This window comes from Burkholderia sp. Bp8994, assembly GCF_003853805.1.
Taxonomy (GTDB): domain Bacteria; phylum Pseudomonadota; class Gammaproteobacteria; order Burkholderiales; family Burkholderiaceae; genus Burkholderia.
In genome coordinates this window covers 52,974-76,979 of sequence record NZ_QTQH01000001.1, presented here as the reverse complement: position 1 = coordinate 76,979, position 24,006 = coordinate 52,974, and the positions used below count along the sequence as shown (strand labels likewise).

Below are 24,006 nucleotides of genomic sequence, written 5' to 3'. Positions count from 1 at the left end.
CACGCATCACCGCAGCATGAACGACATGGCCGACAGGCTGTTCAGCGTGCGCACCACGTGCTCGACCGACGGCCCGTCGAAGCGCAGCGTCACCGCATCGACCCGCTCGAGCGACGGCAGCACGCAGAACAGATCGGCGAGCGCGGCCGTCTGCACGCGCAGCGTGCAAGCGGCCGGCGCGGGCCGGTGCGCGCCCGCACGCCAGCCGGACGACAGCGCATGCGCGACCGTTTCGCGTGCGGCGGTCGCGATGCGCGCGCAGGACGCGGCCGGCGTGAGCGTGTCGCCGCTCGATGCGCCGCCGGCCGTCTTGACCGTCTCGAAACGCGCGTCCGGAAACAGCGGCCGGGTTTCCTCGGCGAATACGTCGTCGCCCGACGCCAGCGCGACGTGCGCGCCGTATTCGCGCGCCAGCGCGCCGTACAGCCCGGCTTCGCCGAGTTCGACGCCGTTCAGCCACACCTGCGTGAACGCGAAGCTGTTGATGGTGTGCGCAAGCACGCCGCGCGTCTGCGACTTCGCATGAAAGCCGATCATGAACACGAGGTCGGGCTGCTGCTCGAGGCCTGCCATCATCCCCAGCGTGCGCGGCTTGCCGAGCACGACGCGGGCGCGGGCATCGAGCCCGTCGGGCAGCAGATTGCGGAAGCTGCCGTGCGAATCGTTGACCCAGACGGCCTGCGCGCCGCCGGCGAACGCGCCTTCGATCGCCGCGTTCGCCTCGGCGGTCATCCAGCGGCGCGCACGTTCGTATTCCGGATTGCCGGCACGCGTCTGCTCGAGGGCGAACACGCCGGCGACACCCTCGATGTCGGTCGAGATCAGAATCTTCATGAATGGCTCGGACGTCCTTCGTTGCCTGCGTTGAATAACCGCTCGAGCTCGGGCACCGCATCGCGCAGCGATTGCCGTACGTGGCCGTCGCGGCCGGTCACGGTCACGGCCTGCAGCAGCGCGTCGGCGATCGCGTGCTCGACGCTTTCGGCCGCGGCCATGAACAGCGGATCGAGCGCCGCATCGGCCACGAGGGCCGGCAGCGCGACGGTCGACGCATCGTGCGCGATCGTGTACGCGGTGGAAAAGGCGAGCGCGATGTCGCCGCTGCCATGCCCGTAGACCGAGCCGGTGCGGGCGAGCCCCGCGCCCGCGCGGCGCGCGAGCCGCGACAGTTGCCGCGCGTCGAGCGGCGCATCGGTCGCGAGCAGCAGGATGATCGAGCCTTGCTCGGGCGGCGCCGCGTGCGTCGGCTGAGCGTCCGCTGCGGCACGCCGCTGCGCGACGATCCGTCCGACCGGCACGCCACCGAGCATCAGCATCGGCAGCCGGCCGAAATTCGCGAGCACCAGCGCGCCGACCGTATACGGCCTGCCGGCCGCGACGGCCACGCGCGACGCGGAGCCGATCCCGCCCTTCAGGTCGAAACACGACATCCCGCGCCCGGCGCCTGCCGCGCCACGTGCGAAATCTCGCGCCGCGGTATTGCAGGCTTCGTCGTGATGCGCGGCCGTCACCGCGAACGCCTGGATGTCGTTCAGATAGCCGTCGTTGCACTCGAACACGAGCGGGTTGACGGTCGGCCAGTCGCGGCCGATTTGCGGGTTCTCCGCGACCGCCGCGCGAATCTGCGCCTGCGCCACCGCGCCGACGCCGAACGTGTTGGTCAGCGCGATCGGCGTTTCGAGCGTGCCCAGTTCGTCGACCTGCACGAGCCCGACGCTCTTGCCGAAGCCGTTGATCACGGCCGCGCCGGCCGGCACCTTGCTGCGGTACAGGTCGCCCGGGTGCGGCTTCACGACGGTGACGCCCGTCTGCACGTCGCCCGCATCGAGCGTCGCATGGCCGACCGTCACGCCCGGCACGTCGGCGATCGTGCCGCGCGGCCCGGCCGGCAGCGTCGCGGCCCACATGGGCACGGCTCGCATCAGCGCCGCTCCAGCTTCGGGTCGAGCGCGTCGCGCAGCCCGTCGCCGAGCAGGTTGAACGCGAGCACGGTCAGGAAGATCGCGAGGCTCGGGAAGATCGCGACGTGCGGCGCGGTCACCATGTCCGCGCGCGCCTCGTTGAGCATCGCGCCCCACTCCGGCGTCGGCGGCTGCGCGCCGAGCCCGAGGAACGACAGGCTCGCGGCCGTGATGATCGACGTGCCGATCCGCATCGTGAAGTAGACGACGACCGACGACACGGTGCCCGGGAGGATGTGCCGCATGATGATCGTCCAGTCGGACGCGCCGATGCTGCGCGCGGCTTCCACGTAGGTCATGTGCTTGAGCATCAGCGTGTTGCCGCGCACGAGCCGCGCGAACGCCGGAATGCTGAAGATCGCGACCGCGCAGATCACGTTGACCATCCCGTTGCCGAGGATCGCGACCACGCCGATCGCGAGCAGGATCCCCGGGAACGCGAACAGCACGTCGGCCACGCGCATCGTGATGCGGTCCCACCAGCCTTCGTAGTAGCCGGCGAGCAGCCCGAAGAACGTGCCGATGAGCGCGCCGAGCGCGACCGAGAAGAAGCCGGCCGCGAGCGAGATGCGCGTGCCGGTGACGATCCGGCTGAAGATGTCGCGGCCAAGCGAGTCGACGCCGAACCAGTGCACGGCCGACGGCCCCGCATTCAGCGCGTCGTAGTCGAAGTAGTTCTCCGGATCGAACGGCACGATGTGCGGGCCGACGAAGGCCAGCACGACGAGCGCGAGCACGAAGCCGCCGGCGACCAGCGCGACAGTCTGCTTGCGGAACTTGCGCCAGAATTCACGCCACGGCGTGCGGATCGTGTTCGATGCGGCCGGCGCCGCGGGCTGGACAGTCGCGTTCATGCTGGCCTCACGCTCACTTGAACCGGATGGTCGGGTTGATGACCGCGTACAGCACGTCGACGGTCAGGTTGATCAGGATGAATTCGAGCGAGAACAGCAGCACGATCGCCTGGATCACCGGGTAATCGCGCATCGTGACCGCATCGACCAGCAGGCGCCCGAGCCCCGGCCAGTTGAACACGGCCTCGACGACGATCGAGCCGCCGAGCAGGAAGCCGAACTGCAGCCCCATCATCGTGACGACCGGGATCATCGCGTTGCGCAGGCAATGCTTGAGCACCACCAGCGGCTCGTGCACGCCCTTCGCGCGCGCGGTGCGCACGTAGTCCTCGTTGAGCACCTCGACGAACGACGCGCGCGTGAAGCGCGCCATCACGGCCGCGACCGCGGCGCCGAGCGTCAGCGACGGCAGCACGTAGCTCTTCCACGTGCCGTCCGGCACGACCGGCAGCCAGCCGAGCTTCACCGAGAAGATCTCCATCAGCAGCATGCCGAGCGCGAACGCCGGAAACGAGATGCCCGACACCGCGATCGTCATCCCGAGGCGGTCGGGCCAGCGGTTGCGCCATACCGCCGACGCGATCCCGATCGCCATCCCGAACGCCGTCGCCCACACCATGCTGACGAGCGTGAGCAGCAGCGTCGGCATGAAGCGCTCGCCGATCTCGGTCGACACCGGCCGCTTGCTGCGCGTCGACGTGCCGAAATCGCCGTGCGCGATCTTCACGAAGAAGTTCGCGAACTGCGCGGGCAGCGGCCGGTCGAGCCCGAGATCGGCGCGCACCAGCGCGACCGTCGCGTCGTCGGCTTCGGGCCCGGCCGCGAGCCGCGCCGGGTCGCCCGGCAGCAGGTGCACGAACAGGAACACCAGCACCGCGACGATCGCGAGCGTGGGCAGCAGGCCGAACAGGCGTTTGACGAGAAAATTCAGCATGGGGCACCGATCGAATCAGCGCGCCGGCAGCTTGCGCCGCCGGCGCCGGACAGCGGGCGAGCTGCCGTCATTTCACCGAGATTTCGTCGAAGTTGAACGAACCGTCCGGCATTACGTACATGCCGTGCAGGCGCTTGCTGCGCGCGTAGACGATCTTCTCCTGCACCAGGAAGATCCACGGCGCGTCGGCCCACACCAGCTTCTGCGCGTCGGCGTACAGCGCGGCCTTCTTCGCGTTGTCGGTCGTCTCGAGCGCCTTCGCGAGATCGTCGTCGACGGCACCGTTCTTGTAGTACGCGGTGTTGTAGAGCTTCGGCGGCGCCGACGTGGACGCGAGCAGCGGCGACAGCGCCCAGTTCGCCTCGCCCGTCGAGGCCGACCAGCCGCTGTAGTACATCCGCACCGGCGCCGCCGCCGGATCCTGCGCGCTCTCGACCTTCGCGACCCGCTCGCCGGCCTCGAGCGCCTGCACCTGCACCTTCACGCCGACCTGCGCGAGCTGCTGCTGGACGAACTGGATCAGCTTCTGCGCCGTCGAATGGTTGTACGCGGACCAGAGCGTCGACTCGAAGCCGTTCGGATAACCGGCCTCCTTCAGCAGCGCGCGCGCCTTCGCCGGATCGTACGGCCAGGGCCCGAGCTTGGTCGCGTATTCGACGCCGACCGGGGCGACGCCCGTCTGCGGGGTCGCGTAGCCGGCGAACACGACCTTCGCGAGCGCCTCCTTGTTGACCGCGTAGTTCAGCGCTTCACGCACCTTCGGATTGTCGAACGGCTTCTTCTGCGTGTTCAGCGAGATGTAGCGCTGGATGATCGACGGCCGCTCGATCAGCTCGACCTTCGGATTGCTCTTCAGGTCGGCCGCCTGCTCGAACGGAATCGTGAACGCGAAATCCGCCTCGCCGGTCTTGAGCAGCGCGGCGCGCGTGTTGTTGTCGACCACCGGCTTCCAGTCGATCGAATCGACCTTCGGATAGCCCTTCTTCCAGTAACCGGCAAACTTCTTCACCTTCATGTCGTCGGTCTGCTTCCATTCGACGAACTCGAACGGGCCCGTGCCGACCGGATGCAGCGACACGTCGCGCCCCCACTTCTTCAGCGCGGCCGGCGAGATCATCACCGCCGACGGGTGCGCGAGCGTGTTGATGAACGCGGAGAACGGCTCGCGCAGCGTGAAGCGCACCGTCATCGGATCGACCACCTCGGTCTTCTCGATCACGCGGAACAGCCCGTAGCGCTTCAGCTTGTTCGCCGGATCGGTCACGCGGTCGAAGTTCGCCTTCACCGCGTCGGCGTTGAAGTCGGTGCCGTCGTGGAACTTCACGCCCGGGCGCAGCTTGACCGTGTAGACCTTCGCATCGGGCGACGCCTGGTAGCTCGTCGCGAGCACGTTCACGAGCTTCATGTCCTTGTCGAAGCCGAACAGCCCTTCGTAGAACGACTTCACGACGGCCTGCGACACCGTGTCGTTCGCGTCGTACGGGTCCATCGTCGTGAACGTCGAGTACACGGCGACCACGACGTTCTGCTGCGCGAACGCGGGCGCGGCGACCGACAGCGCGAGCGCGCCTGCCCCCGCGGCGAACAGCGCGCGCGGGCGGAACATCGGGAACGAATGCGGCTTGTTCATTTTGTCTGGCTCCTGTGGATGATTCGGTAACGCGTGGTGGAAATCGCGGCGTGACTGCATCCGCTCCGGGAAGTGACGCCGTTGCCTGGCGCGTGCGCAGCTACGGTCCATATGCGCCTCGCCGCGCAATCAATACGCGCCGCCGACGCGATGCGTCGCGACGTAGTGATCGGGGCCGACCGCGACGAGCGGTGCGACGATCGGCTCGTCGCCGACCGCGCGGATCGGGCTCGGAATCTCGTCCGCCGCGAGCTGGCGCGGCGCATGCCGGCGTGCCGGGTCGGCCACCGGCACCGCGCTCATCAGCTTCCTCGTGTACGGATGCTGCGGCGCCTCGAACACCGCGCGGCGCGGGCCGATCTCGACGATCTGGCCGAGATACATCACCGCGACCCGATGGCTGACGCGCTCGACGACGGCCATGTCGTGCGAGATGAACAGATACGCGACGCCGAGCTCGCGCTGCAGGTCGAGCATCAGGTTCACGATCTGCGCCTGCACCGACACGTCGAGCGCGGACACCGATTCGTCGGCGATCACGACCTTCGGATTCAGCGCGAGCGCGCGCGCGATGGCGATCCGCTGGCGCTGGCCGCCCGAGAATTCGTGCGGATAGCGGCGCGCGGCCTCCGGCGGCAGGCCGACCTTGTCGAGCAGCCAGTCGACGCGCGCCTGCGCTTCGCGGCCGCTCGCGACACCGTGCACGAGCAGCGGCTCCATGATCGAGAAACCGACCGTCAGGCGCGGGTTCAGCGACGCGAACGGATCCTGGAAGATGAACTGGATGTTCCGGCGCAGCGCCTGCAGGTCCTGGCCCTTCAGCGCGCTGATGTCGCGGCCGTCGAATTCGATCGAGCCGCTCTGCGATTCGACGAGGCGCAGCAGCGAGCGGCCGGTGGTCGACTTGCCGCAGCCCGATTCGCCGACGAGCGCCAGCGTCTCGCCCGCGCGCAGCTCGAAGCTCACGCGCTCGACCGCATGCACGTACTGCGACACGCGGCCGAACACGCCGCTCTTCACCGGAAACCGCGTGACGAGATCGCGCACGCGCAGGATCGGCGGCGCGGCCGGATCGACGCGCGGCTGCCCGGCGGCGGGGACCGCGGCGGCATCGTTCGCATCGTTCGCATCGGCCGCATCATTCACGTCGTTCGCGGCAGGCGCCGGCGCGGCCGCGCTCGCGCCGTCCACCTTCAGCAGCGGAAATTTCTCGGGGATATCGGTGCCGTGCATCGAGCCGAGCCGCGGCACGGCCGCGAGCAGCGCACGCGTGTAGCGATGCGCGGGCGTCGCGAAAATGCGCTCGGACTCGCCCTCCTCGACCTTCTCGCCGCGATACATCACCAGCACACGATCGGCCACTTCGGCCACCACGCCCATGTCGTGCGTGATGAAGATCACGCCCATGTTCATTTCGTCCTGCAGGCCGCGGATCAGTTGCAGGATCTGCGCCTGGATCGTCACGTCGAGCGCGGTCGTCGGTTCGTCGGCGATCAGGAGCGCGGGCCGACACGACAGCGCCATCGCGATCATCACGCGCTGCCGCATCCCGCCGGACAACTGGTGCGGATAGCGCGCGAACACGCGGCGCGCCTCCGGAATGCGCACGAGATCGAGCAGCCGCAACGCTTCCGCGCGCGCTTCGGTCGCGCTCTTCGACTGGTGCAGCGCGATCGCCTCGCTGATCTGGTCGCCGACCGTAAACACCGGGTTCAGCGACGTCATCGGCTCCTGGAAGATCATCGCGATGTCGGCGCCGCGGATCCCGCGCATCGTCGCCGCACTCGCCTGCGCGAGGTCGACGAGCGCGCCGCCGCGGCGCCGCAACGCGATCCGGCCGCTCGTGATCTCGCCGCCGCCGTGCTCGACGAGCCGCATCAGCGCGAGCGACGTGACCGACTTGCCGGAGCCCGATTCGCCGACGATCGCGAGCGTCTCGCCGCGATCGACGTGAAACGACACGTTGCGTACCGCATCGAACGTCGCGTTCTCTCGTCGGAACATCACCGACAGGTCGTCGACGGCGACCACGCGCTGTTCCGGCAGCACCAGCGCGGACGGGGTTCGGCTCGAAGTCATGCGAAGGTCTCCTCGTACGATCCGGAATCAGGCCGCATCGTCGCGATAGATGCCGACCACGGGCGTCTCGCCGACGCGTGCGTAGCCGCGATACATCCCTTCCGTGTTGAACGGCATCGCGACGTTGCCGTGCGCGTCGACCGCGACGATCCCGCCGCGCCCGGCCAGGCGCGGCAGCTTGTTCATCACGACGTCGTGCGCGGCGTCGGCAAGCGACGCGCCGCGATAGGCCATCTGCGCGGCCACGTCGTGCGCGGTCGCGAGCCGGATGAACATCTCGCCGGTGCCCGTCGCGGAGACCGCGCAGGTCGCGTCGTCCGCGTAGCAGCCGGCACCGATGATCGGCGAATCGCCGACGCGTCCGGGCTGCTTGTTGGTGATGCCGCCGGTCGACGTCGCCGCCGCGATATGGCCGCGCAGGTCGCACGCGACCGCGCCGACCGTGCCGTGCTTGCGGTCGGGATCGAGCGGCTCGGCCGGCTGCCCGGCGCCGAACGCGAAGGTCGCCGCGTCGTGGTCGAGCATCATGCCGGCCGCCTCGCGCGCCTTGAGCCACTGCGCACGACGCGCTTCCGTGTCGAAGTAACCGGGCTCGGCGAGTTCGAGGCCCTGTGCGGCCGCGAACGCATCGGCGCCCGCGCCCGCGAACAGCACGTGCTCGCTTGCCTCCATCACGCGCCGCGCGGCGAGGACCGGATTGCGCACGCGGGTCGCGCAGCAGATCGCGCCGGCCGCGAGCGTCGTGCCGTCCATCACCGCCGCGTCGAGCTCGTGCTTGCCTTCGGCCGTATAGACGGCGCCGCGCCCGGCGTTGAACAACGGACAGTCCTCGAGCATCCGCACGGCGACGGTGACGGCGTCGAGCGCGCTGCCGCCGTCGGCGAGCACCTTCTGCGCGGCCTGCAGGATCGCGGTGAGTTCGGCGCGGTAACGGCGTTCGGTGTCGGTGTCCATCGCCTCGCGCAGGATCGTGCCTGCACCGCCATGAATCGCGACGATCGCGGATGAAGTCATGATTTTTTCGGACCGGAAGAAGAAGGGTTGGCGGCCGGCAGCGCCGCTTGCGGCTGGACCAGCCACGGCAACAGGAATTCGGTCATTTCGGCGGCGGACTTCGCGGAGCGGTGCGTGCGCAGCGCGACCGCGTCGATCAGTGCCTCGATCATCGTCAGCACGGCCGCTTCCGACGTGGCCGCGAAACGCCGCTCGGCCTTCACGTACAGGTTCAGCGACGCGATCGGTGCCAGCGGCGAACCGGGCCCGTCGGAAATGCCGAGCACGCGCGCGCCGCGCGCCGCCGCGCGGCGGGCCAGCTCGATCGTGTCCTTCACGTAGCGGGGAAACGCGAGCGCGATCACGAGATCGCGCGAGTCGGCCGTGTACAGGCGCCGCGCCGCATGCGACGGGCCGCCGAGCAGCGCGAGCGACTGCACGTTGTCGTGACACACCGACAGGCCGTGTTCCATCAGCCCGGTCAGAAACGCGCTCGAACCGGCGCCGAGGATCAGCACGCGCCGCGCGCCGACGATCGCCTCGACGGCCGCTTCGACGTCGGCCGCATCCAGCTGCGCGCGCGTGTTCTCGATGTTCGTGACGGCCTGGTCGAACACCGCGTCGATCCACGCGGCGCCGCGCACGCCCTGCTCCTGCTCTTGCTCCTGCGCGGAACGCAGCCGTTCGACCGGGCCGAGCGTCGCCTCGAAGCCGCGCACGAGCGCCGCGCGCATCGCCGGATAGCCGTCGAAGCCGAGCGCCTTCGCGAAGCGGTTCGCGGTCGCGATCGATGCGTTCACGGCCTGCGCCAGCTCGTCGATCCGCATCGTCGCCGCGCGGAACGGATTCGCGAGCACGAACTCGCCCATCCGGCGGTGGATCGGCGTCATCCGCGGCATGGCCGAGGCGATGCGCTCCGCGATCGCGGATTCCTCGTGACTGACATCGTGCGGAAGGAGCGGCGTCATGCGAATGGTTTTGCAAGGTGGATGAAAATCAATTTACACAATCTGCCGACAGGAAAAAAATAAATTTTCATCAGGGTTGTCACGCCCATTGCCGGGCCCGGCTGATGCAGTCGGCCCGTCGACGGCCGCTCGGCCCCGGCAAGCGGGCGTTCGGCGCTCGGTCGTCACGCAACGCGCCGGACACCCGATCTGCACGCCTATCGGGAATACCCCAAGCATGTTCGTTCGAATGCAGATTCACGTTGACCTGATTCGAATTCGAACATAGGATGCTCGAAAATGATCAGTCGTCCGATAACATCAGCTTTCGACAACATCGAAATGTTCGATTGAATGTGGTCATTTCGAGAAAAACCGGGCGAATCGGCGCCCACCAAGATCGGACATCGTACAAATAAGACTGAACGAGACGCCCTAGCCGGGCGACTTGCATGGATCAGGAGACAGCAGTGAAAACAGTCAAGGCGTTGCGCTGGTGGATCATCGTGCTGGTATGCCTCGGCACGATCCTCAACTACCTCGCTCGAAACTCCCTCGCGGTGCTCGCACCGGAACTGAAGCAGGTGTTCGCGATCTCGACGCAGCAGTACTCGTATATCGTCGGCGCATTCCAGATCGGCTACACGATCATGCAGCCGGTGTGCGGGTTCATCGTCGACCTGATCGGGCTGCGGCTCGGGTTCGCGCTTTTCGCGATGCTTTGGTCGGTGGTCGGCGTCGCGCACGGCTTCGCGTCGGGCTGGCTGTCGCTCGGCATCCTGCGCGGCTTGCTCGGGCTGTTCGAGGCCGCCGCGATTCCGTCGGGGATGAAGGCCGTCGCCGAATGGTTTCCCGATCGCGAGAAATCCGTCGCGGTCGGCTACTTCAACGCCGGCACGTCGCTCGGCGCCGCGATCGCGCCGCCGCTCGTCGTGTTCCTGTCGATGCGGTTCGGCTGGCAATCCGCGTTCATGGTCACCGGCGCCCTCGGCTTCCTGTGGGCCGCGCTCTGGTACACGCAGTACCGCTCGCCGGCCTATCATCCGCGCCTCACGTCGCAGGAGCGCACGCTGATCCGCGACGGCCAGGCCACGATGCCGGCCGTGTCGAAGCGCCGGATTCGCGACGTCGTCACCGCGCGCCGCTTCTGGGCCATCGCGCTGCCGCGCTTCTTCGCGGAACCCGCATGGCAGACCTTCAGCTTCTGGATTCCGCTGTACCTCGCCACCGAGCGCCACATGGCGCTCACGCAGATCGCCGTCTTCGCGTGGATGCCGTTTCTCGCGGCCGACCTCGGCGGCATCGCGGGCGGCTACCTGTCGCCCTACCTCGCGAACCGGTTCAAACTGCCGCTCGTGTGGTCCCGCGTCGCCGGCGTCGCGCTCGGTTCGGTGCTGATGCTCGGGCCGGCGATGATCGGGCTCGTGTCGTCGCCGTATACGGCCATTGCCCTGTTCTGCGTCGGCGGCTTCGCGCACCAGATGATCTCCGCACTCGTCAACACGCTGTCGGCCGACGTGTTCGATCCCGAGGAAGTCGGCACCGCCAGCGGCTTCGCGGGCATGGCCGCGTGGATCGGCGGGCTCGGCTTCTCGCTGCTGGTCGGCGCGCTCGCCGACAAGATCGGCTACGCGCCGCTGTTCGCGTGCCTCGGCCTGTTCGACATCATCGGCGTCACGCTGCTCGCGGTGCTGATCCGCGGGCAGTCGAAGCAGGAACGCCTGCTCGCGCAACACGCCTGACCTTCGTTTTCATCAGGAATCGCCTTCATGACTTCGCTTCTTCATCCGCCCGTGTTCCGCGTCGCCGCCCGGCAGGCGAACCGTGTGCTGCTCGCGTCCGACGCGGGCGCGACCCTCGAGATCTTCGTGCTCGAGGACGACATCGTGCGCGTGCGCGTGCTGCCCGACGCAACGGCGCGCAACCCGCGCACCTGGACGATCGCACCGGGCCTCGACGACGTGCCGCTCGAGGGCCGCGACCGTCTCGACCTCGGCGGGTTCGCGCTGCCCGACTACGACTTCGGCGAGGACGACGGCGGCGTGCGCATCGAAACCGCGCAGGTCCGTCTCACGGTAAGCCGGCAGGGCGGCCATTGCACGTGGTCGATGCGTGGTGCCGACGGCGCGTGGCGCGTCGTGCTCGCCGACCGCGCGACGCAGGCGTACAACTTCGGCTGGTGGGACGACCGCGCCTATCACTACGTCGCCCGCGAGCGCGGCGACAAGGTGTTCGGCCTCGGCGAACGCGCGGGCGACCTCGACCGTACCGGCGCGCGCTTCGAGATGCGCAACATCGACGCGATGGGCTACAGCGCGAAGCACACGGACCCGCTCTACAAGCACATCCCGTTCTACGTCACCTGGTCGCCCGACGCGTGCCAGGGCTTCGGGCTGTTCTACGACACGCTGTCGGATTGCGCGTTCGACATGGGCCGCGAGCTCGACAACTACCACGGTCTGTACCGCTACTTCGTCGCCGAGCACGGCGATCTCGACTACTACTTCATCGCATCGCCCGACACGCCGCTCACGGCCGCACGGCGCTTCACGTGGCTCACCGGGCGCCCGGCGCGCACGCCGAAATGGGGGCTCGGCTATTCGGGCTCGACGATGAGCTACACCGACGCGCCGGACGCGCAGCGTCAGATGAGCCAGTTCGTCGAGCAGTGTGAATCGCACGACATCCTGTGCGATTCGTTCCACCTGTCGTCGGGCTATACGTCGATCGGCGCGAAGCGCTACGTGTTCAACTGGAACCGCGAGAAGTTTCCCGACGCGAAGGGATTCGTGAAGCACTACCGCGACCACGGCATCCGCCTGTGCGCGAACATCAAGCCGTGCCTGCTGCGCGATCATCCCGCGTTCGACGACGCTGCACGGCGCGGGCTGCTGATCCGCTCGGCGTCCGGCGAGCCGGCGTGGGTGCAGTTCTGGGACGAGGTCGGCGCATATATCGACTTCACGCAACCGGACGCTTGCCGCTGGTGGCGCGAGCAGGTCACGTCGGCGCTGCTCGACTACGGGATCGAGTCGACCTGGAACGACAACAACGAATACGAGATCTGGTCGCCCGACGCGATCGCGCACGGCTTCGGCCAGCCATTTCCCGCGCGCGAGGCGAAAGTGCTGCAGACGATGCTGATGATGCGTGCGTCGCGCGACGCGCAGCGCGCGCATGCGCCGGCGCAGCGGCCGTTCCTCGTGTCACGCTCCGGCGGCGCCGGCATGCAGCGTTATGTGCAGACCTGGTCCGGCGACAACTACACGTCATGGGAAACGCTGCGCTACAACCTGAAGATGGGCCTCGGGCTCGCGCTGTCGGGCGTGTCGAACATCGGTCACGACATCGGCGGCTTCTCCGGTCCCGCACCGTCGCCCGAGCTGCTGCTGCGCTGGGTCCAGTTCGGCATCTTCATGCCGCGCTTCAGCATCCATTCGTGGAATGACGACGGCACCGTCAATGAACCGTGGATGTATCCGGAGATCACCGCGCGGATCGCGTCGCTGATCAAGCAGCGCTACCGGCTGCTGCCTTATCTCTATCACCTGTTGTGGCTGTCGACCACGCGCTACGAGCCCGTGCTGCGGCCGACCTTCGGCGACTTCCCCCGCGACCCGCGCTGCTACGACGAATGCGACGACATGATGCTCGGCGACGCGCTGCTCGTCGCGCCGGTGGTCGACCCGGGCCGCACGGAACGCACGGTCTACCTGCCGTCGGGCGCGCGCTGGCTGTGCTGCGCGAGCGCGCGATCGTTCGACGGCGGCGCGAGCGTGACGCTGCCCGCGCCGCTCGACACGCCGGTGATGCTGTTGCGCGAAGGCCGTGTGCTGCCGCTGAACGTCGCCGAGCAACGCTTCGGCGCGTGCGCGGACACGCGCGGCTTCCTCGTCGCGCCACGCATCGAGGACGGTGTCGCATACGGCGAATGCGTCGAGGACGACGGCGAAACGGAAGCGTGGCGCGACGGCGAATACGGGCTGTGGCGCATCGAGACCGGCCGCCAGGCGTCGGGCGAACTCGGCGTGTCGGTCCGCTGGGACGGCCGCATGCATCGCCCCGCCGAGCGCCTCGAGATCCTGCTGCCGGCGTCGCTGCAAGGCGCGCTTGCGGTGCACGGCGCGCGCGTCGAGCACGATGCGCGGGACGGCGCGTGGCGTCGCCTCGTCGTGGCGCTCGACGACTGACCGCGCACGCTCGGGCAAGCGCCGAGCCATGTTCGGGCGGACCGCGCACGCGGCCCGCCCCGCCATCCAAGAGGAGGCCGTCCAGCCTCCCGCCCCCTGAAGAGACCTGGAGATCGACAATGAAGGCACCGCATCATCATTATGCAATCCTGATTTTATCCGCCGCGTCGCTCGGCGCTTCCACCGCCCATGCGCAGAGCAGCGTGACGCTGTACGGCGTGGTCGACGATTCGCTCGCGTACGTGAACAACCAGCAAGGCCACTCGAACGTGTACATGCGCGACGGCAACCTGTATGCGTCGAAGTTCGGGCTGCGCGGCGACGAGGATCTCGGCGGCGGCACGCACGCGATCTTCGACCTGCAATCCGGCTTCAACCTGAACACCGGCGCGCAAGCCGCCGCCGGCACGATTTTCAACCGCCAGGCCTTCGTCGGGCTGCGCAACGACCATTACGGCACGGTGACGGCCGGCCGCCAGTACACGCCGTACTTCCTGCTGGTCGGCCCCTACGCGTCGAGCAGCTGGCTGACCGGTGCGACCGGCGCGCATCCGGGCGACATCGACGGCCTCGACACGACCATCCGCGTGAACAACTCGGTCACCTATACGTCGCCGACCTTGTCCGGGCTGACCGCGAGCGCGATGTACGCGTTCGGCGGCATCGCCGGCGCGACCGGCAAGGGCAATACGTTCAGCGCCGCGCTGCGCTATGCGAACGGGCCGGTCGGGATCGCGGCCGGCTACCTGCGCATCAACAGCTCGGGTTCGTCGGCGGGGTTCCTGAATCCGGCGACCGCGGCGTCGGGCAGCTTCGCCGTGTCCGTGCTGAACCAGGGCTACCTGACCGCGAAGGCTGTCGAGCAGGTCGCGACGGCCGGCAACTACACGCTCGGCAACCTGACGATGGGCCTCAACTACTCGAACGTGAAGTACCTGCCCGGCAACGGCTCCGCGTTCGCGAACACGGCCGTGTTCAACACCTACGGCGCGCTCGCCGCGTACCGCTTCACGCCGACCTTCTCGGTGGCCGGCGCGTTCGCGTACACGCTCGCGTCGAAGGCGAACGGCGTGTCGAACGCGGCCCGCTACCAGCAGTATTCGCTGAAGGAGTCGTACAGCCTGTCGAAGCGCACGACGCTCTATGCGCTGCAGGCGTACACGCATTCGAGCGGGCGCACGCTCGGCGCGCAAGGTGCCGGCCATATCGTCGACGCGGCGCCGATCGTCGGCGACTCGCAGCAGCTCATGCCGTCGACGACGCACGGCCAGTTCGTCGGCATGGCCGGGATCGCCGTGACGTTCTGAAATCGCGGCAGCGCATCGCCCGCCGGCGCCCCGGACGGTCCGCATCATCCGGGGCGCCGGATTCCGCGCCTCGTCTGCGCTCGGTCTGGGCTCCGTCGCACGCGCCGGCTCAGTGCGAGGGTGTTCGCGATCGGCCCGATACCCTACAATTCGTCAGGTTAACCCCTGCTGCTTGCCCCTTCTTGCAGTCCCGACACCGCGCTACACTCGACGCACGCCGTATCAGGGTCCGACGTGCGACGCGCGCGCCGGGCGGCGTCGCGCCTCGTTGCGCCCACAACTGGATGCCAGCCATGCCAGGTTCCCGTCCCTCGACCCGCACGGCGTTAGAGCCGCAGGCCGTCGCCCCCAGCACGCCCGCCACCGCGCGCGAGGCCATGCTGATGCCCTTCTTCCACTGGGGCTTCCATGCGTGGGCGATCTACGGGCTGACGGGGCTCGTGCTCGCGCACTTCGGTTTCCGCTACAACCTGCCGCTGACGCTGCGGTCCGGGCTGTATCCGATGCTGCGGGAGCGCGTGAACGGCCGGATCGGCCACGCGGTCGACGCGTTCATCGCATCGTGCGGACGCGTGGCCTCCGACGGAGTCGCACGATGAGCGGCCTGCTGCACGATCGCACCGGCGACTTCATCGCGCTCGCGACGCTCGCGGTGCTTTACCTCGGTGGCGTCGGCCTCGCGCTGTGGCGAATCCGCACCGCCGCGCCGCGCGGCAAGGTCTACTGGATCGTCTGCATCGCGTTGCTGGCCGGCGGTGCGATCGCGATCACCGCCAACCTGTCGCCCGTGCCGAACAGCGGCGAGATGCCGCCCGGTTTCGCGCTCGGCGTCGAGGCGGTGCTGCTCGGGCTCGCGCTCGTCGCGGCGGGCTGCGCGTGGCTGATGTTGCGTGCGAGGCGCGGCTGATATCTGTCGCTTGCGCGGCGGCGCAGCCTTGCCTTGTCATGCGCGAACGGCAGCGTGCATGCCGAACGTCGGTCGTCCTCGTAGCCTCACGCGTCATGCAGACGGCGCCCGCGCCGTGACGAGCCAGCACGCCGCGTCGAACCGCACGTCAGCGCCCTGCACGTAAGGCTCGAACGCAGCGCGCACCGTTTCGACCACGCGCCGCCGCGTCGCGTCGTCCGCGTCCTGAAGCGCGAGCCCGACCGGGCCCAGCCGCGCGATGTAGTCGTTCAACGCCGCCTCGGGCAACGCGCACGCCTGGTCGATCGGCTCGATCGCGATGTCGGCCCAGCCGCTGTCCGACAGCACCGACGCGATCCGCTGCCGGTCGCCGAACGCGAATTGCCCCGGCGCCCCCGGCTGCCGCGCCGGCAGGTCCGGCAGCAACGTTGCCGCGACACGCTCGGCCGTCGTCATGAACGGATTGTCGGCGGCGCCGCGCCATGCAACGAATCGCAGTTGCGCGTTCGCGCGCGCCGCGTGCCGCAGGTTCGCGAAGGCGCGCACCGGATCGTCGAAGAACATCACGCCGAAGCGCGACACGATCAGGTCGAACCGACCCGGCGCGAATGCATGCGTCTGCGCATCGGCATGCACGAAGCCGGCGCCCAGGCCGGCGCGTTCGGCACGCGCCCGTGCGGCGGCAATCATCCGCGCCGAAATATCGACGCCGGTACAGTGCGCGTGCGCACCAAGCCGCCGTGCGATCGCGAGCGTCACCGCGCCGGTGCCGCAGCCGACGTCGAGCACGCAGCGCGCGGATGCCGCGGCCGCCGCGTCCGCGAGCAGCGTCTCGAACGGCTCGAACATCCGGTCGAGCGAGCGCTGCGCGTCGACCCATGCCAGCCCCGACGGACCATTCCACAGCGCAGACTGCGCTTCGTTTGCCCGGCTGTCTTTCATCGTCGATTCTCCTTTTTCGTCCGTATCGTTGACCGTGATCCGGACTATGCTGCTTCAAGCCGGCTTGAGGTCAAGGCAGCGACCGCGGCACGACTCGCGCGCCGGCCGGCCGTCGGACTCCGCCCTTCACATTTCTTACACTCGCGCTGCGTATCGTTGACGACTTTCCTACGGTGCCTCTCATGCGACGACTCCTCCCGCGCGCACTGCTCGCGCGCTGCGCTCCGCTTGTTGCCCTCGCGGCGCTGTCCGCGTGTTCGAATCACATCGATACGCCCGCCGATCCGGCCAGTGCCGCGATCAACCTCCAGGCCGCGTGGGTCGAGATCGGCGACGCGAACCAGGCGATCGCACGCGTGATCACGAGCTACAGCCCTGCATCCGCGAGCGATCCGCTGTGCCCGCAACTGTCCGTCGACGGCAAGCTGTCGCGCATGACGCTGCGCGCCGGCGCCGCGACCGTTGCGCAGCGTCCGACGGCGAGCGCCGCGGCCGACTCGAAACCGTCGAGCTTCCCGGTGTCCGTCTGCGAAGCGGCGCTGCCGGCCGATGCGCAAACGGCGAGCGTCGCGGGCCGCGCACTGCCGCTGCCGAAAGCGCAGCCGCAGCGCATCGCGATCATCGCCGACACCGGCTGCCGGATGAAGAAGGCCGACAACGCATGGCAGGCGTGCAACGACGCGACGGTCTGGCCGTTCGACACGATCGCGGCGAGCGTCGCGAAGCTGTCGCCGGACCTCGTGCTGCACGTCGGCGACTATCACTACCGCGAAAACGCGTGCCCGCCCGACATCGCCGGCTGCAAGGACAGCCCGTGGGGCTATGGCTGGGATGCGTGGCAGGCCGACCTGTTCCGCCCGGCCGCGCCGCTGTTCGCGAAGGCGCCGTGGGTCGTCGTGCGCGGCAACCACGAGGAATGCGCACGGGCCGGCCAGGGCTGGTACCGCTTCCTCGATCCGCGCCCGTATTCGGCGGCCCGTTCGTGCGACGATCCGGCCAACGACGACGACGCGAACTACTCGGATCCCTATGCGGTGTCGCTCGGCGGCGGCACGCAGGTGATCGTGTTCGACACCGCGAAGGTCGGCCGCAATCCGCTGAAGACGACCGACGCGCAATTCCGCATCTACCAGAAGCAGTTCCAGACGGTCGCGTCGCTCGCGTCGAAGGCCGGCATGTCGACGACGATCTTCACGAACCACCATCCGATCCTCGCGTTCGCGCCGATCGCCGGCAGCACGCCCGCGCCGGGCAACCTCGCGCTGCAGTCGGTGATGGCGAGCCTGAACGCGCAGGCGTACTACCCGCCCGGCATCCACGTCGCGCTGCACGGGCACGTGCACGACTTCCAGGCGATCAACTTCTCGTCCGGGCATCCGGCGACGATCGTGTCCGGCAACGGCGGCGACAACCTCGACGTCGCGCTGCCCGACCCGTTCCCCGCCGGCCTGACGCCGGCGCCGGGCGCCGTGATCGAACGGCTGTCGCACAACAACAGCTTCGGGTTCCTGATCATGGAGCGACGCGGGGCGCCGGCGACGGGCTGGGTGTTCCATGCGTATTCGGCGGCGGGCAAGCTGCTCGCGTCGTGCGACCAGTCGGGCAACACGCTCGCATGCGACAAGACGGGGTTCATCGCGCCGTGAGGGACGAAGTTCGATTGCATGGCGGTTTGATGGATTCTGCGGATTCGGCGGATTCGGCGGATTCGGCGGATGCGGCGTGTTCGGCGTGTTCGGCGGATGCGGCCGGCTGCCGGGAAGGAATGGCTGGATCGCGAAGGCGGCCGATTCCTTCGGTCGCCCTCGCCGGGCGTCCGGCGTCCGCCGCGGTTCCGGCCGCCGGCGGACGGGCGGTACGCGCCCTTGCCGCCGCCGTGCTCGCCGGAGCGGCGCTCGCGGCCCACGGCGCACCTGCCGAAACGACCCTGCTCCCCGGCGCGCCGCCGGCGCGCGTCGTCGGTACGATCGGCAACGGCACGCCGCAGGTGACCGACAAGGTCGACGCGGCCACCGCCCGTTTCGCGCCCGACCCGACGCTCGTCGCGCTGGGCCGCCGGATCTTCTTCGATCCGCGGCTGTCCGAGCCGCGCGGCATGTCGTGCGCGGGCTGCCACGATCCGGGGCGCGCGTTCGCGCCGACCTTGTCGGCCGCTTCGCTCGCGGGGCCGGGCGTGCCGGAAGGCAGCCGCCACGGGCGCTTCAGCCAGCGCAACGCGCCATCGCTGCTCTACGTGCGCTACGTGCCGCGCCGCCACTTCTACCAGGACGACGACGCGCCCGCGCCGTCGCCGTTCGGCGGCCTGTTCAGCGACGGCCGCGCGGACACGCTCGCCGAACAGATCCGCGGGCCGCTGTTCGACCCGAACGAGATGAACAACCGGTCGCCGGCCGCGCTGCTGCGCAAGGTCGACGGCACCGAACTGGCGGGCGATCTCGCCGCGCGCTTCGGCACGTCGGCGCGGCGCGATCCCGAGCAACTGGTGCGGGCGCTCGGCTCGGCCGTCGAGGCCTATCTGCAGAGCGACGAGATGGCGCCGTTCACGTCGCGCTTCGACGCATTCCTGCGCACGCGCAAGCCGCTCGCGCCGGCCGAGATGCGCGGCCTGGCGCTGTTCCGCAATCCCGACAAGGGCAATTGCATGAGCTGCCATACGCTGTCGGAAACGTCGAGCCGGCCGGAGCGCTCGCTCTTCACCGATTTCGGCTACGACGCGATCGCGGTGCCGCGCAACCACGCACTGCCCGCGAACCGCGATCCGCGCCATTTCGACAACGGTCTGTGCGATACGGCTGCGCGGCTGCGCTGGCCCGAGCCGACGCAATGGTGCGGCTACCTGCGCACGCCGGGACTGCGCAACGTCGCGGTCAAGCAGACGTTCATGCACAACGGCGTGTTCACGACGCTGCGCGACGCGGTCGCGTTCTACAACACCCGCTCGACCGACCCTGGCCGCTGGTATCACGGCGCCCGGACGTTCGACGACGTGCCGGCCGCCTATCGCGGCAACATCAACGTCAATTCGACGCCGATGAACCGCCGGCCCGGCACGCCGCCCGCGCTGACCGACGCGGAAATCGACGACATCGTCGCGTTCCTCGGCACGCTGACCGACGCACGCTACGCGAATCCCGTCCCGGCCGCCGCCCGCATCGCCCGCGCCGCCGCGCCGGCGCGTTGACCCTGGCCGAACGGCCAGGCGCGTGCGCATCCGCTTGCGGTCGCCGCAAACACTGGTTATATTTACAGTACTGTATTTATGAACAGTGAGGTGCGCGATGGAACATCTGGTCCGTATCGTCAACGACACCGATCGCCAAGTGCTGGCATGGCTGCGTGCGCAGGTCGGCGACGCCCGCGTCGAGCGTGCGGCGCGCCAGCTCGGGCATACGCGAAAGCCCTTTCCGTCGGCGGTATGCCGGTATCTGGGCATGAGCGCGCCGGCCACGCTGCGCCCGGCGGAGCGGCCGCGTGCCGCACGCGACTTCTCGGTCGGAGATCGCTATCTGTCGCTGATCCGTCAGCACCTCGCCGCGCATGCGGTCAGCCGATGAAATCGCCGAAATCGTATCGTCGGCGCGTCGCCGCGCGGCGGCCGGCCGCGGAGAATGCGGCGAGCCGGATCGGCCGGCCCGTGCTCTCGTCACGACCGCCGAGCCCGGTAGCCAACGCGCCAGCCCGGCCGACACCCGCCCTGCTCACGCAGCGGCCGCCGCGTCGCGTATCAACTGGCCGAGCGTTTCGATTGCCGCTTCATGTGCCGTGTCGAACACCCGCGTGCAGGCAAGCCGGATATACGCGTCAAAGCGGTCGGAATTCGAGAAGATCGCGCCTGGCGCGATCCTTACCCCGCGTGCGAGCGCGGCATCGAACAAGGCTTCGGAACGCACGCCGTCGGGCAGCGCGATCCACAGCAGCATGCCGCCGGGCGGCCGGTTCATCCGCGTGCCGGCGGGAAAATGGCGCGCGATCGCATCGATCGTCACATCGCGCTGCACGCGAAGCTGTTCGCGAAACCGGTGCAGGTGGCGGTCGAACGCACCCGAGCCGACGAATTCGGCCGCGACGGCCTGCAGCAACGCGGCGTTGTGCCGGCTTTGCGCGAACTTGAGCATCTTCACGCGCGCGTGCCAGCGGCCCGCGCTCATCCAGCCGAGCCGCATTCCGGGCGCCAGCACCTTGTTGAGCGACGGGCAATAGATCACCGTGCCGTCGCGGTCCCATGCCTTCACGGGTTTCACCGCGTGCGGCGCTTCCACGAGTTCGCGATACGGCTCGTCCTCGATCACGGCCACGCCGCGACGCGAGCACAGCGCGACCAGCGCAGCCTTGCGTTCGTCGGGCATCACGCTGCCGAGCGGGTTCTGCAGATTCGGCACGACGACCACGGCCCGAATATCCGGGTACGCGGTCAGCGCCACGTCGAGCGCTTCGATCGACAACCCGGTCGTCGGGCTGGCCGGAATCTCGAGTGCACGCAGGCCGAGGCTTTCGAGCAGCTGGATCAAGCCGAAAAAGGCCGGCGATTCGATCGCGATCGTGTCGCCGGGGCGTGCCACCGCGCGCAACGCGAGATTCACGGCATCGACGCCGCCGCTCGTCGACATCACGTCGTCCGGCGACACGGTCACGCCGTACGACAGCGCGCGTTTGGCCATCGTCTGCCGGAATTCGGCCGAGCCGCCAACCGGCCCCGCGTCGGTCAGCAGCGTCGGCTTGCGCCGTAGCAGCCGGATCGCCAGCGCCTGCAGGCGCTCGGCCGGGTACAGCGTCGCCAGCGCGGATGCGCCACCGAGATTCAGCGCGTCGGGCCTCGCGTTCGCACGATCGATCACGCGCGACACGCGTTCGTGCAGCCCCGCGAACGGCGGCTCGACGCTCAGCGGCTGCCCGTCGCTTTCCGGCAGCGTGTCGAGCGCGGCCACCGCGCGCCGGCGCACGAAGTAGCCCGAGCGCGGTCTGGCTTCGCACCAGCCCGTATCCTCGAGCCGCCGGAAGGCCTGGGTCGCGGTAGACAGGCTCACGCCGTGCTGCGCCATGAACGCACGCACGGACGGCATCCGGTCGCCGGGCGACAGCGTGCCGGCCGCGATGATGCGGCGGTAATGCTCGGCGAGCCGTTCGTAAAGCGGCTCGCCGGCCATCGGCAAAGTCATGCGGGATGGATCGGTGATGGGCGTCATGCGGGTCATCCTGCCCGCGCGCCCGGGCGCACGCCAGATACAGATTCCGGGGAAACTCACCGATACAGCAACATGAAATCGCCGTCTGCACCGTAACAGATACCCGTCCCCTGAATCTGTCCTGTCCGCACGCGTTTCCTTAACCTGATTGCACGCTGTCGCCCTGCCATCGCCGGGCCGCGCAACCGGGAAAAGGACACGCCATGCGGACGCACGACATCCGGCTCGACGCCGGGCAAAGCCACTTTGCGTGGTTCGACAAGGGCAGCCGCGTCATCGTGCTCGACGGCGCGCTCGCGGTCACGTTACGTCACGGCGGGCTCGACTGGCTGCCCGATGCGCCGCAATACGTTCGCCGCGTGCTCGACGAAGGCGAATGCCTGACGATCGAGACGGCCGGTCACGTGGCATTGTCCGCCGGCGGCGCCGGGCCGGTTGCCGCGACCGTCGCGGCGCCCGTGGCCAGGCCCGGCGTATTCGCGGTGTGGCGTGCGTGGCTGCAGCGGGCGTCCGCGCGGCTGCTCGGCGAGCGGCATGTGCGCGAGCAGTCCTGACGCGACGGCTACAACACCGTCGCCGGTGTCGCCACGCGATCACCGTGTCGCTCCATCCGGCGACGAATTCGAGCCCGGCCGCGCGACGCCTACACACCGTCGCCGTTGTCGCCGCACGATCACCGTGTCGCTCCCCCGGCGACGAATTCGAGCCCGTCCGTCGCCCTCGCCGGGCCGGGCCGCTTCGGCCACGCCGACAACCTCGGCCGCAGCAGCCGCGCGTTGCTACCGCACCTTCCGCGCGCGCTCGATCCATTCGAACAATGCCATCCCGGCCAGCATCGCGCCGACGAACGCGATGCCCTTCACCGACCCGAGCCCGATCGACACGATCGCCGGCCCCGGGCAGAACCCGGCAAGCCCCCAGCCGATGCCGAACACGGCGCTGCCGGCGACGAGGCGCACGGTAATCGTCCGCACGGCCGGCCACTGGATCGGCAGGCCGAGCAACGACCGCGACCGGTGCTTCGCCCATGCGAACGCGAACACGGCGACGCCGATCGCGCCGGCCATCACGAATGCGAGCGACGGATCCCAGCGGCCGGCCAGGTCGAGAAAACCGAGCACCTTCTGCGGGTTGGCCATCCCCGACACGATGAGGCCGACGCCGAACATCAGCCCCGCCAGAAACGCGAATCCTGCCTGCATGTCAGCCCCCGAGCACGTGCCGTTGCACGAATACGGTCGCGAAGCCCGCGACCATGAAGACCGCCGTCGCGACGATCGAGCGCGTCGCGCCGCGCGACAGCCCGCAGACGCCGTGACCGCTCGTGCATCCGCCCGCATAGCGCGTGCCGATCCCGACCAGCAGGCCGGCCGCCAGCAACTCGCCCCAGCCTGCATCGACCTGCGGCGTCACGGCGGCACCGGCGACACGCATCAGCAGCGGCGCGGCGATCAGCCCGGCGACGAACGCGGCACGCCAGCCGCGCTCCGCCGCACCGGCCGTAAACAGGCTGCCGACGATACCGCTGATTCCGGCGATCCGCCCGTTGAACGCCATGAGCCACGCGGCCGCAAGCCCGATCAGCACGCCGCCGGCAAGCGACAGCCACGGCGTGAAATGAAGCGCATCAAGCTGCATCGCGCGTCCCCTTCGCGGCCGGGCCGCAGAACTGTTCGTACAGCACGCCCATCACCGCGATCGCAGCCAGGCTGTCGAGCGAGTAGTGGATGTTCTTGCCTTCGCGGCGCGTGCGGACGAGCGCGTTGTCCCGCAACACACCCAGCTGCTGCGACAGTGTCGGCTGGCGAATATCCAGCCGCGCCTCGAGATCGCTCACGCAGCGTTCGCCCTGCGACAGTTCGCACAGCAGCAGCAACCGGTCGGGATTGGACAGCACCTTGAGCAGCGCGCACGCCGATTCGGCGGCGGCGCGCATCTGATCGGGCTCGGGCAGCCCGGTGGAAGGGTCGGCGTTCATGAGAGCGATCGCATTCGATTAACGAATCAATATTATATATATTTATATATCGTTGATTCGTACTTTCGGTCGGCGCCATCGGAAGAAAAAGGAAAGCGCCG

Annotated in this window: 21 protein-coding genes and 1 pseudogene; 9 read left to right on the top strand and 13 right to left on the bottom strand. The window is 68.9% G+C overall.

Features of this window, described 5'->3' with window-relative positions; translation table 11 throughout:
- Window positions 1–6 precede the first annotated feature (6 nt).
- The 8 genes from DIE04_RS00335 to DIE04_RS00300 all read right to left on the bottom strand — a co-directional run bounded on the left by DIE04_RS00335 (window position 7) and on the right by DIE04_RS00300 (window position 9,419).
- Window positions 7–834, bottom strand: a complete 828-nt coding sequence (locus DIE04_RS00335; RefSeq protein WP_124519655.1) for a M55 family metallopeptidase — start codon at window positions 832–834, stop codon at window positions 7–9.
- The gene (locus DIE04_RS00330) at window positions 831–1,922 is read right to left on the bottom strand and encodes a P1 family peptidase (RefSeq protein ID WP_124519656.1); all 1,092 of its coding nucleotides are present in this window, start codon (window positions 1,920–1,922) and stop codon (window positions 831–833) included. The genes DIE04_RS00335 and DIE04_RS00330 overlap by 4 nt, the downstream gene beginning before the upstream one ends.
- Window positions 1,922–2,815, bottom strand: coding sequence for a glutathione ABC transporter permease GsiD (gsiD, locus tag DIE04_RS00325; protein WP_044842910.1), 894 nt, complete (start codon window positions 2,813–2,815; stop codon window positions 1,922–1,924). Before gsiD ends, DIE04_RS00330 begins: the two co-directional genes overlap by 1 nt.
- 13 nt (window positions 2,816–2,828) lie before the next feature.
- Window positions 2,829–3,749, bottom strand: a complete 921-nt coding sequence (gene gsiC, locus DIE04_RS00320; protein ID WP_044842909.1) for a glutathione ABC transporter permease GsiC — start codon at window positions 3,747–3,749, stop codon at window positions 2,829–2,831.
- Between the two features lie 67 nt (window positions 3,750–3,816).
- Window positions 3,817–5,379, bottom strand: a complete 1,563-nt coding sequence (gsiB, locus tag DIE04_RS00315) for a glutathione ABC transporter substrate-binding protein GsiB (RefSeq protein WP_044842908.1) — start codon at window positions 5,377–5,379, stop codon at window positions 3,817–3,819.
- 129 nt (window positions 5,380–5,508) lie between these two features.
- Window positions 5,509–7,458, bottom strand: a complete 1,950-nt coding sequence (locus tag DIE04_RS00310) for a dipeptide ABC transporter ATP-binding protein (RefSeq protein WP_124519657.1) — start codon at window positions 7,456–7,458, stop codon at window positions 5,509–5,511.
- 27 nt (window positions 7,459–7,485) lie between these two features.
- The gene (locus DIE04_RS00305) at window positions 7,486–8,472 is read right to left on the bottom strand and encodes an isoaspartyl peptidase/L-asparaginase family protein (RefSeq protein ID WP_124485004.1); all 987 of its coding nucleotides are present in this window, start codon (window positions 8,470–8,472) and stop codon (window positions 7,486–7,488) included.
- Window positions 8,469–9,419 carry a MurR/RpiR family transcriptional regulator gene (locus DIE04_RS00300; RefSeq protein ID WP_124485005.1) on the bottom strand — a complete coding sequence of 317 codons (951 nt, stop codon included), beginning with the start codon at window positions 9,417–9,419 and terminating at the stop codon, window positions 8,469–8,471. The genes DIE04_RS00305 and DIE04_RS00300 overlap by 4 nt, the downstream gene beginning before the upstream one ends.
- Before the next feature lie 449 nt (window positions 9,420–9,868).
- On the opposite strand from DIE04_RS00300, the gene DIE04_RS00295 reads away from it, so the two are divergent.
- The 5 genes and pseudogenes from DIE04_RS00295 to DIE04_RS00275 all read left to right on the top strand — a co-directional run bounded on the left by DIE04_RS00295 (window position 9,869) and on the right by DIE04_RS00275 (window position 15,802).
- A complete protein-coding gene (locus DIE04_RS00295) occupies window positions 9,869–11,140 on the top strand; it encodes an MFS transporter (RefSeq protein WP_124519659.1) in 1,272 nt (423 codons plus the stop codon).
- Window positions 11,141–11,167: 27 nt separating this feature from the next.
- Window positions 11,168–13,588, top strand: coding sequence for a glycoside hydrolase family 31 protein (locus DIE04_RS00290; protein WP_124519660.1), 2,421 nt, complete (start codon window positions 11,168–11,170; stop codon window positions 13,586–13,588).
- Window positions 13,589–13,707: 119 nt separating this feature from the next.
- Window positions 13,708–14,895, top strand: a complete 1,188-nt coding sequence (locus DIE04_RS00285; RefSeq protein WP_124519661.1) for a porin — start codon at window positions 13,708–13,710, stop codon at window positions 14,893–14,895.
- Window positions 14,896–15,221: 326 nt separating this feature from the next.
- A pseudogene (locus DIE04_RS00280) lies at window positions 15,222–15,485 on the top strand (BCCT family transporter); the annotation flags it as partial.
- 5 nt (window positions 15,486–15,490) lie between these two features.
- Window positions 15,491–15,802, top strand: coding sequence for a hypothetical protein (locus DIE04_RS00275; protein WP_044843140.1), 312 nt, complete (start codon window positions 15,491–15,493; stop codon window positions 15,800–15,802).
- 93 nt (window positions 15,803–15,895) lie between these two features.
- On the opposite strand, the gene DIE04_RS00270 is transcribed toward DIE04_RS00275, so the two are convergent.
- Window positions 15,896–16,744 (bottom strand): class I SAM-dependent methyltransferase, encoded by an 849-nt coding sequence (locus DIE04_RS00270; protein ID WP_124519662.1) that lies wholly within the window; start codon window positions 16,742–16,744, stop codon window positions 15,896–15,898.
- Window positions 16,745–16,926: 182 nt separating this feature from the next.
- On the opposite strand from DIE04_RS00270, the gene DIE04_RS00265 reads away from it, so the two are divergent.
- The 3 genes from DIE04_RS00265 (at window position 16,927) to DIE04_RS00255 (ending at window position 20,298) form a co-directional block, all read left to right on the top strand.
- Window positions 16,927–18,390, top strand: a complete 1,464-nt coding sequence (locus DIE04_RS00265) for a metallophosphoesterase (protein WP_124519663.1) — start codon at window positions 16,927–16,929, stop codon at window positions 18,388–18,390.
- 230 nt (window positions 18,391–18,620) lie between these two features.
- Complete coding sequence (locus tag DIE04_RS00260; protein WP_124519664.1) at window positions 18,621–19,925, top strand: cytochrome-c peroxidase; 1,305 nt, start codon at window positions 18,621–18,623, stop codon at window positions 19,923–19,925.
- Between the two features lie 97 nt (window positions 19,926–20,022).
- Window positions 20,023–20,298, top strand: a complete 276-nt coding sequence (locus tag DIE04_RS00255; protein WP_044842898.1) for a hypothetical protein — start codon at window positions 20,023–20,025, stop codon at window positions 20,296–20,298.
- A 144-nt stretch (window positions 20,299–20,442) separates the two neighbouring features.
- Here the strand turns inward: DIE04_RS00255 and DIE04_RS00250 are convergent, their stop codons facing one another.
- A complete protein-coding gene (locus DIE04_RS00250) occupies window positions 20,443–21,927 on the bottom strand; it encodes a PLP-dependent aminotransferase family protein (RefSeq protein WP_185500275.1) in 1,485 nt (494 codons plus the stop codon).
- Window positions 21,928–22,130: 203 nt separating this feature from the next.
- On the opposite strand from DIE04_RS00250, the gene DIE04_RS00245 reads away from it, so the two are divergent.
- Window positions 22,131–22,481 (top strand): hypothetical protein, encoded by a 351-nt coding sequence (locus tag DIE04_RS00245; protein ID WP_124485012.1) that lies wholly within the window; start codon window positions 22,131–22,133, stop codon window positions 22,479–22,481.
- Between the two features lie 225 nt (window positions 22,482–22,706).
- On the opposite strand, the gene DIE04_RS00240 is transcribed toward DIE04_RS00245, so the two are convergent.
- Genes DIE04_RS00240 through DIE04_RS00230 form a run of 3 tightly spaced genes read right to left on the bottom strand, consistent with a single transcriptional unit; the run spans window position 22,707 to window position 23,905 of the window.
- On the bottom strand, window positions 22,707–23,129 hold the full coding sequence (locus DIE04_RS00240; protein ID WP_124485013.1) for a DUF6691 family protein: 423 nt from the start codon (window positions 23,127–23,129) through the stop codon (window positions 22,707–22,709).
- A 1-nt stretch (window position 23,130) separates the two neighbouring features.
- A complete protein-coding gene (locus tag DIE04_RS00235) occupies window positions 23,131–23,565 on the bottom strand; it encodes a YeeE/YedE family protein (protein ID WP_044842894.1) in 435 nt (144 codons plus the stop codon).
- Complete coding sequence (locus tag DIE04_RS00230; RefSeq protein WP_124519666.1) at window positions 23,555–23,905, bottom strand: helix-turn-helix transcriptional regulator; 351 nt, start codon at window positions 23,903–23,905, stop codon at window positions 23,555–23,557. Before DIE04_RS00230 ends, DIE04_RS00235 begins: the two co-directional genes overlap by 11 nt.
- Between the last annotated feature and the right edge of the window lie 101 nt (window positions 23,906–24,006).

Coding starts and splice junctions, on each gene's coding strand:
- DIE04_RS00275 (WP_044843140.1), top strand. CDS start 15,491: ATGAGCGGCCTGCTGCACGATCGCACCGGCGACTTCATCGCGCTCGCG.
- DIE04_RS00335 (WP_124519655.1), bottom strand. CDS start 834: ATGAAGATTCTGATCTCGACCGACATCGAGGGTGTCGCCGGCGTGTTC.
- DIE04_RS00330 (WP_124519656.1), bottom strand. CDS start 1,922: ATGCGAGCCGTGCCCATGTGGGCCGCGACGCTGCCGGCCGGGCCGCGC.
- gsiB (WP_044842908.1), bottom strand. CDS start 5,379: ATGAACAAGCCGCATTCGTTCCCGATGTTCCGCCCGCGCGCGCTGTTC.
- gsiD (WP_044842910.1), bottom strand. CDS start 2,815: ATGAACGCGACTGTCCAGCCCGCGGCGCCGGCCGCATCGAACACGATC.
- DIE04_RS00300 (WP_124485005.1), bottom strand. CDS start 9,419: ATGACGCCGCTCCTTCCGCACGATGTCAGTCACGAGGAATCCGCGATC.
- gsiC (WP_044842909.1), bottom strand. CDS start 3,749: ATGCTGAATTTTCTCGTCAAACGCCTGTTCGGCCTGCTGCCCACGCTC.
- DIE04_RS00235 (WP_044842894.1), bottom strand. CDS start 23,565: ATGCAGCTTGATGCGCTTCATTTCACGCCGTGGCTGTCGCTTGCCGGC.
- DIE04_RS00310 (WP_124519657.1), bottom strand. CDS start 7,458: ATGACTTCGAGCCGAACCCCGTCCGCGCTGGTGCTGCCGGAACAGCGC.
- DIE04_RS00255 (WP_044842898.1), top strand. CDS start 20,023: ATGGAACATCTGGTCCGTATCGTCAACGACACCGATCGCCAAGTGCTG.
- DIE04_RS00290 (WP_124519660.1), top strand. CDS start 11,168: ATGACTTCGCTTCTTCATCCGCCCGTGTTCCGCGTCGCCGCCCGGCAG.
- DIE04_RS00265 (WP_124519663.1), top strand. CDS start 16,927: ATGCGACGACTCCTCCCGCGCGCACTGCTCGCGCGCTGCGCTCCGCTT.
- DIE04_RS00245 (WP_124485012.1), top strand. CDS start 22,131: ATGCGGACGCACGACATCCGGCTCGACGCCGGGCAAAGCCACTTTGCG.
- DIE04_RS00230 (WP_124519666.1), bottom strand. CDS start 23,905: ATGAACGCCGACCCTTCCACCGGGCTGCCCGAGCCCGATCAGATGCGC.
- DIE04_RS00240 (WP_124485013.1), bottom strand. CDS start 23,129: ATGCAGGCAGGATTCGCGTTTCTGGCGGGGCTGATGTTCGGCGTCGGC.
- DIE04_RS00250 (WP_185500275.1), bottom strand. CDS start 21,927: ATGACGCCCATCACCGATCCATCCCGCATGACTTTGCCGATGGCCGGC.
- DIE04_RS00305 (WP_124485004.1), bottom strand. CDS start 8,472: ATGACTTCATCCGCGATCGTCGCGATTCATGGCGGTGCAGGCACGATC.
- DIE04_RS00270 (WP_124519662.1), bottom strand. CDS start 16,744: ATGAAAGACAGCCGGGCAAACGAAGCGCAGTCTGCGCTGTGGAATGGT.
- DIE04_RS00285 (WP_124519661.1), top strand. CDS start 13,708: ATGAAGGCACCGCATCATCATTATGCAATCCTGATTTTATCCGCCGCG.